This window comes from Streptomyces sp. KM273126 (assembly GCF_004337435.2).
In the GTDB taxonomy this organism is placed as follows: domain Bacteria; phylum Actinomycetota; class Actinomycetes; order Streptomycetales; family Streptomycetaceae; genus Streptomyces; species Streptomyces acidicola.
This window is the reverse complement of sequence record NZ_SJXB02000001.1, coordinates 3,608,667-3,620,874: the sequence shown is the minus strand read 5'-3', so window position 1 is coordinate 3,620,874 and position 12,208 is coordinate 3,608,667. Positions and strand designations below refer to the sequence as shown.

General features: G+C 70.7%; 10 protein-coding genes and 1 pseudogene. 6 read left to right on the top strand and 5 right to left on the bottom strand.

Annotation, left to right across the window (positions count from 1 at the left end; translation table 11 throughout):
- The first annotated feature begins 142 nt into the window (after positions 1 to 142).
- Complete coding sequence (locus tag E0500_RS15690) at positions 143 to 1,390, top strand: MFS transporter (protein ID WP_131569679.1); 1,248 nt, start codon at positions 143 to 145, stop codon at positions 1,388 to 1,390.
- A 116-nt stretch (positions 1,391 to 1,506) separates the two neighbouring features.
- Here the strand turns inward: E0500_RS15690 and E0500_RS15685 are convergent, their stop codons facing one another.
- Positions 1,507 to 2,094, bottom strand: coding sequence for a suppressor of fused domain protein (locus E0500_RS15685; RefSeq protein WP_131569681.1), 588 nt, complete (start codon positions 2,092 to 2,094; stop codon positions 1,507 to 1,509).
- A 648-nt stretch (positions 2,095 to 2,742) separates the two neighbouring features.
- On the opposite strand from E0500_RS15685, the gene E0500_RS15680 reads away from it, so the two are divergent.
- Entirely contained in the window at positions 2,743 to 3,855 is a 1,113-nt protein-coding gene (locus tag E0500_RS15680; RefSeq protein WP_131569683.1) for a magnesium and cobalt transport protein CorA, read from the top strand.
- A gap of 44 nt (positions 3,856 to 3,899) precedes the next feature.
- Positions 3,900 to 4,430 carry a hypothetical protein gene (locus E0500_RS15675; RefSeq protein ID WP_131569685.1) on the top strand — a complete coding sequence of 177 codons (531 nt, stop codon included), beginning with the start codon at positions 3,900 to 3,902 and terminating at the stop codon, positions 4,428 to 4,430.
- Between the two features lie 14 nt (positions 4,431 to 4,444).
- On the opposite strand, the gene E0500_RS15670 is transcribed toward E0500_RS15675, so the two are convergent.
- Entirely contained in the window at positions 4,445 to 5,164 is a 720-nt protein-coding gene (locus tag E0500_RS15670) for a hypothetical protein (RefSeq protein ID WP_220140518.1), read from the bottom strand.
- 207 nt (positions 5,165 to 5,371) lie between these two features.
- On the opposite strand from E0500_RS15670, the gene E0500_RS15665 reads away from it, so the two are divergent.
- The 3 genes from E0500_RS15665 to E0500_RS15655 are packed head-to-tail and all read left to right on the top strand — an operon-like array spanning position 5,372 to position 8,464.
- Positions 5,372 to 6,652 carry a magnesium transporter MgtE N-terminal domain-containing protein gene (locus E0500_RS15665; protein ID WP_131569689.1) on the top strand — a complete coding sequence of 427 codons (1,281 nt, stop codon included), beginning with the start codon at positions 5,372 to 5,374 and terminating at the stop codon, positions 6,650 to 6,652.
- Positions 6,642 to 7,280, top strand: a complete 639-nt coding sequence (locus E0500_RS15660) for a DUF1003 domain-containing protein (protein ID WP_131569691.1) — start codon at positions 6,642 to 6,644, stop codon at positions 7,278 to 7,280. Before E0500_RS15665 ends, E0500_RS15660 begins: the two co-directional genes overlap by 11 nt.
- A 50-nt stretch (positions 7,281 to 7,330) precedes the next feature.
- A complete protein-coding gene (locus E0500_RS15655; RefSeq protein WP_131569693.1) occupies positions 7,331 to 8,464 on the top strand; it encodes an Mrp/NBP35 family ATP-binding protein in 1,134 nt (377 codons plus the stop codon).
- A gap of 210 nt (positions 8,465 to 8,674) precedes the next feature.
- On the opposite strand, the gene E0500_RS15650 is transcribed toward E0500_RS15655, so the two are convergent.
- The 3 genes and pseudogenes from E0500_RS15650 to E0500_RS15640 form a co-directional block, all read right to left on the bottom strand.
- Positions 8,675 to 9,334 (bottom strand): hypothetical protein, encoded by a 660-nt coding sequence (locus E0500_RS15650; RefSeq protein ID WP_131569695.1) that lies wholly within the window; start codon positions 9,332 to 9,334, stop codon positions 8,675 to 8,677.
- A gap of 295 nt (positions 9,335 to 9,629) precedes the next feature.
- Positions 9,630 to 10,079 carry a sec-independent translocase gene (locus E0500_RS15645; protein WP_131569697.1) on the bottom strand — a complete coding sequence of 150 codons (450 nt, stop codon included), beginning with the start codon at positions 10,077 to 10,079 and terminating at the stop codon, positions 9,630 to 9,632.
- A 226-nt stretch (positions 10,080 to 10,305) separates the two neighbouring features.
- Positions 10,306 to 12,178 (bottom strand): annotated as a pseudogene (locus tag E0500_RS15640) (trypsin-like peptidase domain-containing protein).
- Between the last annotated feature and the right edge of the window lie 30 nt (positions 12,179 to 12,208).

Sequence of the window (12,208 nt, the reverse complement as noted above, 5' to 3'; positions counted from 1 at the left end):
CCGTCCCCTCTCGCGTCAAGGACGATCACCCGTCCGCAGCGGCCCGATCACCAGAAGAAAGTAGATGTAGCTTGCATTAATTAGGCAATCTAACTTATTATGTGTATACAGCACTGATCCCCGTGGCGATGAAGGAGCAGACATGAGTACAGGAGATCCCGCCAGGCCGGAGGCGTTCGACGCCGGAGGGGGCGGGCTGCTGTGGCAGCCGAAGGCCGTCTGGGCGACCGCCGGGGCGTCCGTCGTCGCCTTCATGGGCATCGGGCTCGTCGACCCGATCCTGCCGTCCATCGCCAAGGGCCTCGACGCGACAGCGGGTCAGGTCTCGCTGCTCTTCACCTCGTACTTCCTGATCACCGCCGTCGCGATGCTGGTGACCGGCTTCGTCTCCAGCCGCATCGGCGGCCGGAAGACCCTGCTGCTCGGTCTCGCGCTCGTGGTGGTCTTCGCGGGCCTGTCCGGCACGTCCGGGTCGGTCGGTGAACTGGTGGGCTTCCGCGCCGGATGGGGGCTCGGCAACGCGCTGTTCGTGTCGACGGCGCTCGCGGTCATCGTCGGCGCGGCGGCCGGGGGCAGCGCCGCCGCGATCCTGCTGTACGAGTCGGCCCTGGGCCTCGGCATGGCGTGCGGGCCGCTGCTGGGCGCGCTGCTCGGGGACGCGAGCTGGCGGTACCCGTTCTTCGGCACCGCGTTCCTGATGGCGGTCGGGTTCCTGTGCATCATGGCGTTCCTGAAGGAACAGCCGCGGCCCGCACGGAAGACGGGACTGCTGGACCCGGTCAAGGCGCTCGGCCACGGAGGTCTCGCCTCGGCGGCCGTCTCGGCGTTCTTCTACAACTACACGTTCTTCACCGTGCTGGCCTTCACGCCGTTCGTGCTCGACATGAGCCCGTACCGGTCGGGCGCGGTGTTCTTCTGCTGGGGCGTGCTGCTCGCGGTCTTCTCGGTGATCGTGGCGCCGCGGCTCCAGGCGCGGTTCGGTTCGCTGAGGGTGCTGGGCGGTTCGCTGGTGCTGCTGGCCGCGGACGTGCTGGTCCTCGGGTACGGCGACCACGCCACCGCCGTCGTCTGCACGATTCTGTCGGGGGCGGCCATCGGCGTGAACAACACCGTTTACACGGAGCTGGCGTTGGGCGTCTCGGACGCGCCGCGGCCCGTGGCGAGCGCCGGGTACAACTTCGTGCGGTGGTTCGCGGCGGCCGCCGCCCCCTTCTTCGCGCCGAAGATCGAGGAGTGGACCGACGTCCATGTTCCCTTCGTGGTCGCCGCGGTGACGGCGGTGGCGGGCGCCCTCGTCGTCCTCGTACGGCGGAAGGCGCTCACGACGGAAGCGGAGGAGCACCGGCCGCAGCACGCCCAGGAGGACGGCGTCGCCGTCTTCGCCGGCTGACACGACTGACACTGCGGACACGGCGGACCCGGGCACTCCCCGGCTCTGCCGGCCAACCGTCAGCGGTCAACGGCCAACTGACCGACGGAGGGGCCGTTTTCGGCCACATGACAGGCTCAGCCCAGGGACACGGACCCACGGGACGGATCACGCAGGTCCGTCCCGCCGGCGAGCCAGCGCTCCTGGAGGGCCTGGGCTCCGTGGACGCGCTTCCAGGCTGCCTCGTTCGGAGTCATCGGCAGCAGCGGCAGGAAGCGCACGGGCTCGGCCGGCGGGTCCAGTTCCAGGTCCTCCACCAGGCCACCGGACTCGGCCACCAGGACGGACATGAACGGGGCTCCGGGCCACAGCGGCTCACCCACGTCGAGCGAGGCGCCGGGGGCCACCACCACACCCTCCACCTGCGGAGACGCGGCGAGCACGGCGAGCGGGCGGAGCACCTTGTCGGTGTCGGCGCCGGCGCCGCGCCGGACCGTGAGGACCAGCTCGGCGCGCGGTCCCTTGACCGGGTCGGCGACAACGGCGTTCGGATCGGCCATCGGCTGGGCGGACATGCCCAGCGTGGCGTAGCGGACGATGTCGTCCTCTGTGAAGCGGAGCACCTCGATGCGATCCGCACCCAGGAAGGTCACCGCGGCGCGCGCGTCGGGTTCGCCCAGCGCAGAGCGCAAACGGGCCTCCACCAAAGGAAGAACATCGGCCATGAGCCGAGCATAGAACTCGTCAGCAAAGGGCAAAGCGGCGCCTTGACTCCAAGGGCGGCTGTTACTCTTGAGCCCCGGTCGGGGCAGCACGCCGAAGCGTCGCTGTCAAGCCTCGACCCGCTGAAACTCCCCTACGGGGACCGGGGCCCCGAGGGGCCCGGGATTGGATCGTCCCTCACGGGGGACCGGCCGGAGGAGGTGAGGCTGCAATGGACCGAAGTCGACCGTGCAGTACCACCCGCTCTTCCGGTCACCGCGTTCCGTAGTTCCGGTTCTGGCTGTCGCTCCGTCGGCCGCCGCCTCCCGCACCCGCGTCACATCCGCTGCCGTGTCGCCGGTGCACAACGGAAGAGCACTTCGTTCCACCTGATCCGGCCGATCGACCGGACGCCGTCGATCCAGCTCGAAACCGAACCCGAGCCAGATCTCGTCGTTCCATTCGATCCGTCCGATCTGCCTTGATCTTTCTTGATCTGTCTTGATCTGAATCAAGCGAAGCTGCCACCGCGACGGTGCGGTGCTCCCCGCTTTGTGGACGTGCCAAACATCCTTCCCTGCCTCACAGGCGGGGAGACGCCTTGTCAGGACGTCCCCATTCCGGGCAGTTCCAACCGCCGCCGGCGGCCTTTCGTTGCGAAGGAGCCAGCCATGTCGATGATCCGTGACCTGCGTGCCGCGGTCCGCCCCCGTCCGTCGCTGCGCAAGAACGGCACGGCGTACGACACCGCGCACGCGGCCGAGAACAACTCGGCCGTCGTGGACTGCGCCGTCTACCGCGGCGGCGAACGCGTCACCGCCGACCGGAACCTGACGCCGCATGAGGCGATTCGTCAGGTGCGCCGGGACGGAGGGTTCGTGTGGATCGGCCTGCACGAGCCGACCGAGGCCGAGTTCGCCGACATCGCGGCCGAGTTCGGGCTGCACCCGCTGGCCGTGGAGGACGCGGTCCACGCCCACCAGCGACCGAAGCTGGAGCGGTACGACGACACGCTGTTCACGGTCTTCAAGACCGTCCACTACGTGGAGCACGACGAGCTGACCGCGTCCAGCGAGGTCGTCGAGACCGGCGAGGTCATGTGCTTCACCGGACGGGACTTCTTCATCACCGTGCGGCACGGCGGGAAGGGCTCCCTGCGGGCGCTGCGGCACCGGCTGCAGGAGGACCGGGAGCTGCTCGCCAAGGGCCCGTCGGCGGTGCTGCACGCCATCGCGGACCACGTCGTGGACGGGTACATCGCGGTCGCGGAGGCCATGCAGGACGACATCGACGAGGTGGAGACGGAGGTCTTCTCCCCGGGCCGCAAGGGCACCCCTCGCGGTACCGACGCGAGCCGGATCTACCAGCTCAAGCGCGAGGTGCTGGAGTTCAAGCGCGCGGTGTCGCCCCTGGTGCGGCCGATGCAGCTGCTGAGCGAGCGCCCGATGCGACTGATCGACCCGGACATCCAGAAGTACTTCCGGGACGTGGCCGACCACCTCACCCAGGTCCAGGAGCAGGTCCTCGGCTTCGACGAGTTGCTCAACTCGATCCTCCAGGCCAACCTGGCGCAGGCCTCGGTGGCGCAGAACGAGGACATGCGCAAGATCACGTCGTGGGCCGCGATCATCGCCGTACCGACGATGGTGTGCGGGGTGTACGGCATGAACTTCGACTACATGCCGGAGCTGCGGTGGAAGTTCGGCTACCCGATGGTGCTGACCGTCATCGTGGCCCTCTGCTTCGGCATCCACCGCACGCTGAAGCGCAACGGCTGGCTGTGAGCGGGGGCCCCACGCTGTCGGTGGCGCTCGTTAGGCTTGCCCCCATGACCGTCACCGACACGCTGCTCGACCGGGCCTTGGTCGAGGAGGCCACCAAGAAGTCCGGGCTCATCTGGGTCCAGGGCACCGGCGCGCCGTCCCGGGCCCTGTGGCACGTCTGGCACGAGGGCGCGGCGTGCGTGGTCGGCGACGGGCCCGGTGAGCAGCCGCTGCCGGGGCTGGTGGACGGCGCCGAGGCGGCCGTGACCGTCCGCAGCAAGGACAAGGGCGGCCGCCTGACCACATGGACGGCGAAGGTCACCGAGCTCGCCCCGGGGTCCGCCGCCTGGGAGGCCACGGTCGCCGAGCTGAAGGGCAAGCGGCTGAACGCCCCCGACGGTGAGGCCATGCCCGACCGCTGGTCCCGCGAGTGCCGGGTGCTCCGCCTGGAGCCGACGGGAGCGACGGTGCCGCTGCCCGACTCCTCGCTGGCTGCGACGCCGCCGGCCACTCCGGCCACCACGCGTCGCCCGATACCGGCCGGGCTCCCCCGCCTCCTGTTCAGGAAGCGCAAGGGCCAGCGCTCCGCTGAGTAGGGGAGCGGTGCGCCCTACGACGTCGGCAGCTGCTGGCCGTAGTCCACGACTTCCTTCTCCGTCGGCTCCTCCAGGGAGAAGGGCTTGCCCCAGTCGCTGAGGCGGATGGTGCCCGCGTCGCCGGCCCGGACGAGGCGGAGGGGGTACGGGGTGCCCTCCAGGGACACGTCGAGGGTGCCGCCGGAGCCCTCGTCGCCGGTGATGCGGATCGTGCGGATACCGGCCTGCTCGTGGCGGCCGGCCGTCGAGAGGTCGCCGTGCAGCGTCAGCAGGCCGGCCAGCAGGACGTCCTTGTCCGTGAAGCCGCTGAAGCGCTGGTACGACGGGTCGCCCGTCGGCACCTTCACGTACATCCCGTTCAGCTTGTCCGCGGCCGCCCTGTCCGACTCGCTGTCGCCGCCCTTGTCGTCCTCGTGCTCCCAGAACGCCTTGTCGGCCTTCAGGAACAGGTGCTCTCCGACCCGCAGCAGCCGGAACGTGGAGCCCTCCGACGTCACCGAGCCCGTACCGCCGTTCTCGGCGAGACGCATGTCCAGCTTGTACGTGCGGCCCTTGCTCACCACGGTCCCGGACAGCCGCACGGTGTCCGCCGACTTCGCCGCCGACGCCGTCCGGCTCTGGATCTTCGCGGCCGACAGCTTCCCGACCCCGTTCGTGCCCTCGTCGGGGTCGTCCTTGGCGCACCCTGTCAACCCGGACCCGGCCACCACCAGCGCACAGATCGCGCTGACCATCGCGCCCCTTCGGGTACGGGGAATCACAGTCACAGGGGGGACACCTCTCGTACGGGAGGACTCAACGGCGTACCGCAGCGTACCGGGGCCCCGCGCGCCCCTCGGAGGCAGTCCGTCCGCCCCGCTCACCAGGGCGTATCCGACCGGGACGGGCTAGCCTGAAGCCCATCTAGGTGGACAATCCCGCATGAAACGGAGGCCTGACACATGGCGGCCGGCGTGCCCCGGATCTTCGTCTCCCACCTCTCCGGAATCGCCGTCTTCGACCCCAACGGAGACCAGGTGGGCCGTGTCCGCGACCTCGTCGCCATGCTCCGCGTCGGCCGTAAACCCCCGCGACTGCTGGGGCTGGTCGTGGAGCTGACGACCCGGCGCCGCATCTTCCTGCCCATGACCAGGGTCACCAGCATCGAGTCGGGGCAGGTCATCACCACAGGAGTGCTGAACGTCCGCCGGTTCGAACAGCGGCCCACCGAGCGGCTGGTCCTCGGTGAGCTCCTCGACCGGCGGGTACGGCTCGTGGAGACCGGGGAGGAGGTGACGGTCCTCGACGTCTCCGTGCAGCAGCTGCCCGCCCGCCGGGAGTGGGAGATCGATCGTGTCTTCGTACGGAAGGGGAAGGGCGGCACGTTCCGGCGCAGCAAGGGAGAGACGCTCACCGTCGAGTGGTCCGCCGTCACGGGGTTCTCACTGGAGGAGCACGGGCAGGGTGCGGAAAGCCTGCTGGCCACCTTCGAGCAGCTGAGACCCGCCGACCTCGCCAACGTGCTCCACCATCTGTCCGCCAAGCGCCGCGTAGAGGTGGCCTCGGCCCTCGACGACGACCGCCTCGCCGACGTGCTGGAGGAGCTGCCGGAGGACGACCAGATCGAGATCCTCGGCAAGCTCAAGGAGGAGCGGGCCGCGGACGTCCTGGAGGCCATGGATCCGGATGACGCCGCCGACCTGCTCTCCGAGCTCCCGGAGGAGGACAAGGAGCGGCTGCTGACGCTGATGGAGCCGTCCGAGGCCGCCGACGTACGCAGGCTCATGGCGTACGAGGAGAAGACCGCCGGCGGGCTGATGACCACCGAGCCCATCGTGCTGCGGCCCGACGCGACGGTCGCCGACGCGCTCGCCCGCGTCCGCAACCCCGACCTCTCCCCCGCGCTCGCCGCCCAGGTGTACGTGTGCCGCCCGCCGGACGAGACCCCGACCGGGAAGTATCTGGGCACCATCCACTTCCAGCGGCTGCTGCGGGACCCGCCGTACACCCTGGTCAGCGCGCTCCTCGACGACTCCCTCCAGACGCTCGGCCCCGAGGCCCCGCTGCCCGTCGTGGCCGGGTTCTTCGCGACGTACGACATGGTCGCGGCGCCCGTCGTGGACGAGAGCGGCTCGCTGCTGGGCGCGGTGACCGTGGACGACGTGCTCGACCACATGCTGCCGGAGGACTGGCGGGAGACGGAGTTCCATCTGAACGAGGGGGCGAACACGCATGCCTCCTGAGCGCCAGGGGCGCGAGCGCGCCCACGCTGCCGGTGAGCGCACGCCCGCCGGTGCCACGGCCAGCGCCCGCGCCCGCCTCGACCAACCGCTCCCGCGTCGCCGGAGGCTGGTGCCGGAGTGGGACGCGGAGGCCTTCGGGAAGCTGTCCGAGCAGATCGCGCGGTTCATCGGCACCGGACGGTTCATCGTCTGGATGACCGTCGTCGTCGTCCTGTGGGTGGGGTGGAACGTGGCCATGCCCGTCCACCTGCGTTTCGACAAGTACCCGTTCATCCTTCTGACCCTGGCGCTGTCGCTCCAGGCCTCGTACGCCGCACCCCTGATCCTCCTCGCGCAGAACCGCCAGGCCGACCGCGACCGGGTCAACCTCGAACAGGACCGCCAGCAGAACGAGCGGTCGATCGCGGGCACGGAGTACCTGACGCGGGAGGTCGCCGCCCTGCGGATGGGCCTCGGCGAGGTCGCCACACGCGACTGGATCCGCTCCGAACTCCAGGACCTCGCCAGGGATCTGGACGGTCACCGGGCGAACGGCCACGGCGACGAACGCGGCCACGGCCCCGGTGACGGGCGCCACCGCGAATTCCCGGCCGAGCCCGACGGCGGACGTGACATGGACGACCGGTGACGGGCTCCCAGGGCTCCCAGGGCCCCCGCGGGTCGCCGTACCATCGTCCTATGGTTACGGAAGACGCGGTCCGCGAAGCACTGGCGACGGTGAACGACCCCGAGATCAACCGCCCCATCACCGAACTCGGGATGGTCAAATCGGTGGAGATCGGCTCGGACGGAGCGGTCGCGGTCACCGTGTACCTGACGGTCTCCGGCTGCCCGATGCGCGACACGATCACGCAGCGCGTGACAGACGCGGTCTCGGGGGTCGACGGCGTCACACGCGTCGGCGTCACGCTGGACGTCATGAGCGACGAGCAGCGCAAGGAACTGGCGTCCTCGCTGCGCGGCGGCCAGGCCGAGCGCGAGGTCCCGTTCGCCAAGCCGGGCTCGCTGACCCGCGTGTACGCGGTGGCCTCCGGCAAGGGCGGCGTCGGCAAGTCCTCGGTGACCGTGAACCTGGCGGCGGCGATGGCGGCGGACGGCCTGAAGGTCGGCGTCGTGGACGCCGACATCTACGGCCACTCCGTGCCGCGCATGCTGGGCGCCGACGGACGCCCCACCCAGGTCGAGAACATGATCATGCCGCCGTCCGCGAACGGCGTGAAGGTCATCTCGATCGGCATGTTCACCCCGGGCAACACGCCGGTCGTGTGGCGCGGCCCGATGCTCCACCGCGCGCTCCAGCAGTTCCTGGCGGACGTGTACTGGGGCGACCTGGACGTCCTGCTCCTGGACCTGCCCCCGGGCACGGGCGACATCGCCATCTCGGTCGCCCAGCTGGTCCCGAACGCCGAGATCCTCGTCGTGACGACGCCTCAGCAGGCGGCGGCCGAGGTCGCGGAACGGGCCGGTTCCATCGCGGTGCAGACCCACCAGAAGATCGTCGGCGTGGTCGAGAACATGTCGGGCCTGCCCTGCCCGCACTGCGGCGAGATGGTCGACGTCTTCGGCACGGGCGGCGGCCAGGTGGTGGCCGACGGGCTGACGCGTACGACGGGCGCGACGGTCCCGGTGCTCGGCAACATCCCCATCGACGTCCGCCTCCGCGAGGGCGGCGACGAGGGCAGGCCGGTCGTCCTCACGGACCCCGAGTCCCCGGCGGGCTCGGCCCTGCGTGCGATCGCGGGGAAGCTGGGCGGCAGGCAGCGCGGGCTGTCGGGCATGTCGCTGGGGATCACGCCCAAGAACAAGTTCTAGAGGGGTCGTACGCCCGTTAAGGGGGGTCGTACGCCCGTTAAGGGGGGTCGTACGCCCGTTAAGGGGGGTCGTACGCCCGTAAGGGCTGCGTTGGATATAGGGCTGCGTTGGATATGCGGCTCCGCCGCGTGGGCGCGAGCAGTCCAAGAGCACCCGCACCAGAAAGGGGCGCCGTACCAGGGCGGCGCCCCCTCGGCTGCGCGCCGCAGGTTACTCGTACGCCCCGATGTCCTTGATCACGGCGAAGCCCAGCCCGTACGCACTCATCCCCCTGCCGTACGCACCCACATGGACGCCCTCCGGCGTCGAGCCCGCGAGGACCCAGCCGAACTCGGACTCCCGGTAGTGGAAGGGCGTGGGGACGCCGTCCACGGGGAGGGAGAGCGTGGTCCAGTCGGGGCCGTCCAGATCGTCCGCGAGGACCCAGGCCGTCTCGGTCTGCTGGTCCAGCCAGTCGTCCCGCAGGGTGTGGTCGATCTGGCCGGGCCAGGTGAACGACAGCAGCCCCACACCGGCCAGCCAGGCCGCCGAGGAGACCGTGGTGGCCTCCATGACCCCCGTGCCGTCGGCGCTCCGCCGTACGGGGTTCGCGGCGACCGTGACCACGATCGCGAAGCGCTCCCTGCCGTCCTCGCCGGAGCCCTCGTTGCGGATCGAGGGTTCGTCACCGTGCCCGATCGATCCGTACTCCACGGCGCCGTCGGCCGCCGTACCCACCTGCACCAGCCGGCGCGGCCCCGTGAAGGCCTCGTCGAGGCCGTACCACGGGAAGGGCGCCCGCAGGTAGCTGTCGACCGTGCGCCGGGCGGAGGGACCCGGTTGTCCGTCCTCCGCGACCGGCGCCTGCGCGCCTACCCTCGTCGTCTCCATGTGCCCCGACGCCTCCTCGCTCTCGGCGGACCGGAGCGGCCCGCCCCCCTCGGGCGTCGTCGCTCACACGCATACGGTCCGCACATCAACTGGGCAGCATAGCCACAGCGCTGCGAGCAGCAGGGAAAGCGCCCGGCGCGCGAGGCGCGCACGGGGCTGGTTCACGCCGTACGAGGGGCTGTGCGCGTATGACTCGCGTCACGTCGGAGGGGGTGTACGGCCCCTCGTACGGCCCCGTGTGCGGCTCTTCCTGCGACCCGGGTACCGCTCGTGTCCAACTCGGGTGGCGTACGGCTCAGGTGGCGTCCATGTCGAAGGGCGGGCGCTCGACCGGCTGGGTCGTCTGGGGCTTCTTGGTCAGGTCGACGGTGCCGCCGCTGCCGCCGGACGACCCGACGGAGGCGTCCGCGGACGCCTCGGCCTCACGGCCGTTCACCGCGTCCGTGATCTCGGCCATTTCCTTCTTCAGGTCGAAGCCGTTCCGGATCTCCTTGATGCCCAGCTCGTCGTTGTCCAGCTGCTTGCGGATGAACGTCTTGGGGTTGAGGTCCTCGAACTCGAAGTCCTTGAACTCGGGGCCGAGCTCCTGCCGGATGTCCTGTTTCGCACTCTCGGAGAAGTCGCGGATCTTGCGGATGGTACGCGTGACATCCTGGATCATCTTCGGGAGCTTCTCCGGGCCGAAAACGAGCACGGCGAGGACGACGATCGTCACCAGCTCTAGCGGTCCTATGTCATTGAACACCTGAAGCTCCTTGCGATGTCCTTGGCCCTGTCCGTCGGCCCTCGGGGTCGTTCCGTGGTGTCTTCCGTGGTCCGGGCCGGGTCCACGGTACCCGGCGTTCCTGTCCGTCCGGTACTGTCGCGGCGCTCCGGGATGCGTGTACAGGGCCGGTTTTGCGCGAAGTTCACCGTTCAGAGGTGGTTCGAGGTGTGTGCTGTGAAGCTGCTGTCCATCGTGCCCGCCCCGCTCAGCCGCCGGAGGAGCCGAGAGTCAGGGTGACATTCCTGGCCCGGCCGTCGCGCTGAAGGGTGAGTTCCAGCCGGTTGCCGGGGCGGTGGGCGCGGATCTTGACGATGAGTTCCTCGCCCGAGTGGATGCGCTGTCCGCCGACCTCGGTGATGACGTCGCCCGCCTTGATGCCGGCCTTGTGCCCGGGGCCGCCGACGTTGACCGGGGGCCCGCCGTCGTTGTTCTCGGTGCCTACCCGCGCGCCGTCCCCCGCGTAGTCCATGTCGAGGGTGACGCCGATGACGGGGTGGGTCGCCCTGCCCGTGTTGATCAGTTCCTCGGCGACGCGCTTGCCCTGGTTGATGGGGATGGCGAAGCCGAGTCCTATCGAACCGGCCTGCCCGCCCTCCGGGTCGGAGCCGGTGCCGGCGGAGCGGATCGCGCTGTTGATGCCGATCACGCGGGCGCTCGCGTCGACGAGGGGGCCACCGGAGTTGCCCGGGTTGATCGGGGCGTCGGTCTGCAGCGCGTCCACGTAACTGACGTCGCTGCCGTCGCCCTTCTCTCCGCCCGCCGTGATGGGCCGCTCCTTGGCGCTGATGATGCCCGAGGTGACGGTGTTGGACAGCTCGAAGGGGGCCCCGATGGCGACGACGGGGTCGCCGACCTGAACGTTGTCGGAGTTGCCGAGGGGCAGCGGCTTGAGTCCGCTCACGCCCGTGACTTTGACCACAGCGAGGTCGTAGCCGGTGTCCCGGCCGACGACGGTGGCCTTGGCGGTCTCGCCGCCACTGAAGGTCACGGAGATCTGGCCGTCGCCGCCGGCGGGTTCCACGACGTGGTTGTTGGTGAGGATGTGCCCTCGCTTGTCGAGCACGAAGCCGGTGCCGGTGCCCTGCGCGTCCGCGCCGCTCACGTGCAGGGTGACCACGCTGGGCAGCGCGCTGGCCGCGATCCCGGCGACGCTGTCGGGCGCGCGGCCCTTGGCGTCGTCCCCGCCCTGGGGCAGCTCCACGTTCCCGATCCCGCCGTTCCGCTCCAGATAGGAGCCGACGGCTCCGCCGATCCCGCCTGCCCCGAGCGCGAGCACCAGGGCGCCCAGGACGAGGACCTTTCGCGCCCGCTTGCGCCGCTGGTCCTTGCTCTGGACCGCGGCACCGTTCTGCTGGAGCGGCCCGGAGGCGGCCGCCCAGGGGTCGTAGTTCTGCCAGGGGTCGCGGGGCGGGGGCGCGGTGTGGGCCGCGGGCGGCTGGGGGAGCCCCGGGGTGCGTGGCCTCCTGGGCGGGGGCCGGAGCGGGGGCCGCCACCCCTGGGCCTTGCGCCGGGGCCGGTGTGCCGCTGGTGACGGGGGTACCTCCCTGCTCGGGCGGGGCCGGGGGCTGAGGGGAAGGGGGCGGCATGGTCGCGCCATGGGCCGCGCTGACGGCCGGGCCGGGCACCACGGGCGCCGGAGGCTGCGCCGCAGCGGCGGACACTCCGTGGGGCGGGGCCATCCGCGGAACGGCCGTGCCGTGCGCGGGAGTTCCCGGGTGCTGAACCGGCGGCGCGGGCGCCCACGGCCCCGGCTCGCCGTAGGGCGGGGTGCTGTAGGGATCGGGGTCGTGCAGCGGCTTGGGCCGCTCTCCGAAGACGCCTGCGGGGGCGTCCGCACGGGCGCCTTCCTCGCTGCCCCGGGGTAGGTCGGCTTCGGGTATGGGGCGGGAGGTCGCGTCGCCGGCGGGCGCTGCGCTCGCCGGTACGGCATCGGTGGGTACGGGCCGGCCCGCGGCCTCGGCCACGCTGCTCGCCTCGGTCACCGCACCGGACACGGACTCGGGCCTGGAATCGGGCACAGGCAGGGACGCGGGCTCGGAACCGGGCGCGGGCAAAGGTGCTGGTACGGACGCGGGCATAGGCTCAGACGCACGCGTCACGGCAGCAAC

Coding starts and splice junctions, on each gene's coding strand:
- E0500_RS15675 (WP_131569685.1), top strand. CDS start 3,900: ATGACCGTCACCGACACGCTGCTCGACCGGGCCTTGGTCGAGGAGGCC.
- E0500_RS15665 (WP_131569689.1), top strand. CDS start 5,372: ATGGCGGCCGGCGTGCCCCGGATCTTCGTCTCCCACCTCTCCGGAATC.
- E0500_RS15680 (WP_131569683.1), top strand. CDS start 2,743: ATGTCGATGATCCGTGACCTGCGTGCCGCGGTCCGCCCCCGTCCGTCG.
- E0500_RS15670 (WP_220140518.1), bottom strand. CDS start 5,164: ATGGTCAGCGCGATCTGTGCGCTGGTGGTGGCCGGGTCCGGGTTGACA.
- E0500_RS15690 (WP_131569679.1), top strand. CDS start 143: ATGAGTACAGGAGATCCCGCCAGGCCGGAGGCGTTCGACGCCGGAGGG.
- E0500_RS15660 (WP_131569691.1), top strand. CDS start 6,642: ATGCCTCCTGAGCGCCAGGGGCGCGAGCGCGCCCACGCTGCCGGTGAG.
- E0500_RS15650 (WP_131569695.1), bottom strand. CDS start 9,334: ATGGAGACGACGAGGGTAGGCGCGCAGGCGCCGGTCGCGGAGGACGGA.
- E0500_RS15685 (WP_131569681.1), bottom strand. CDS start 2,094: ATGGCCGATGTTCTTCCTTTGGTGGAGGCCCGTTTGCGCTCTGCGCTG.
- E0500_RS15655 (WP_131569693.1), top strand. CDS start 7,331: ATGGTTACGGAAGACGCGGTCCGCGAAGCACTGGCGACGGTGAACGAC.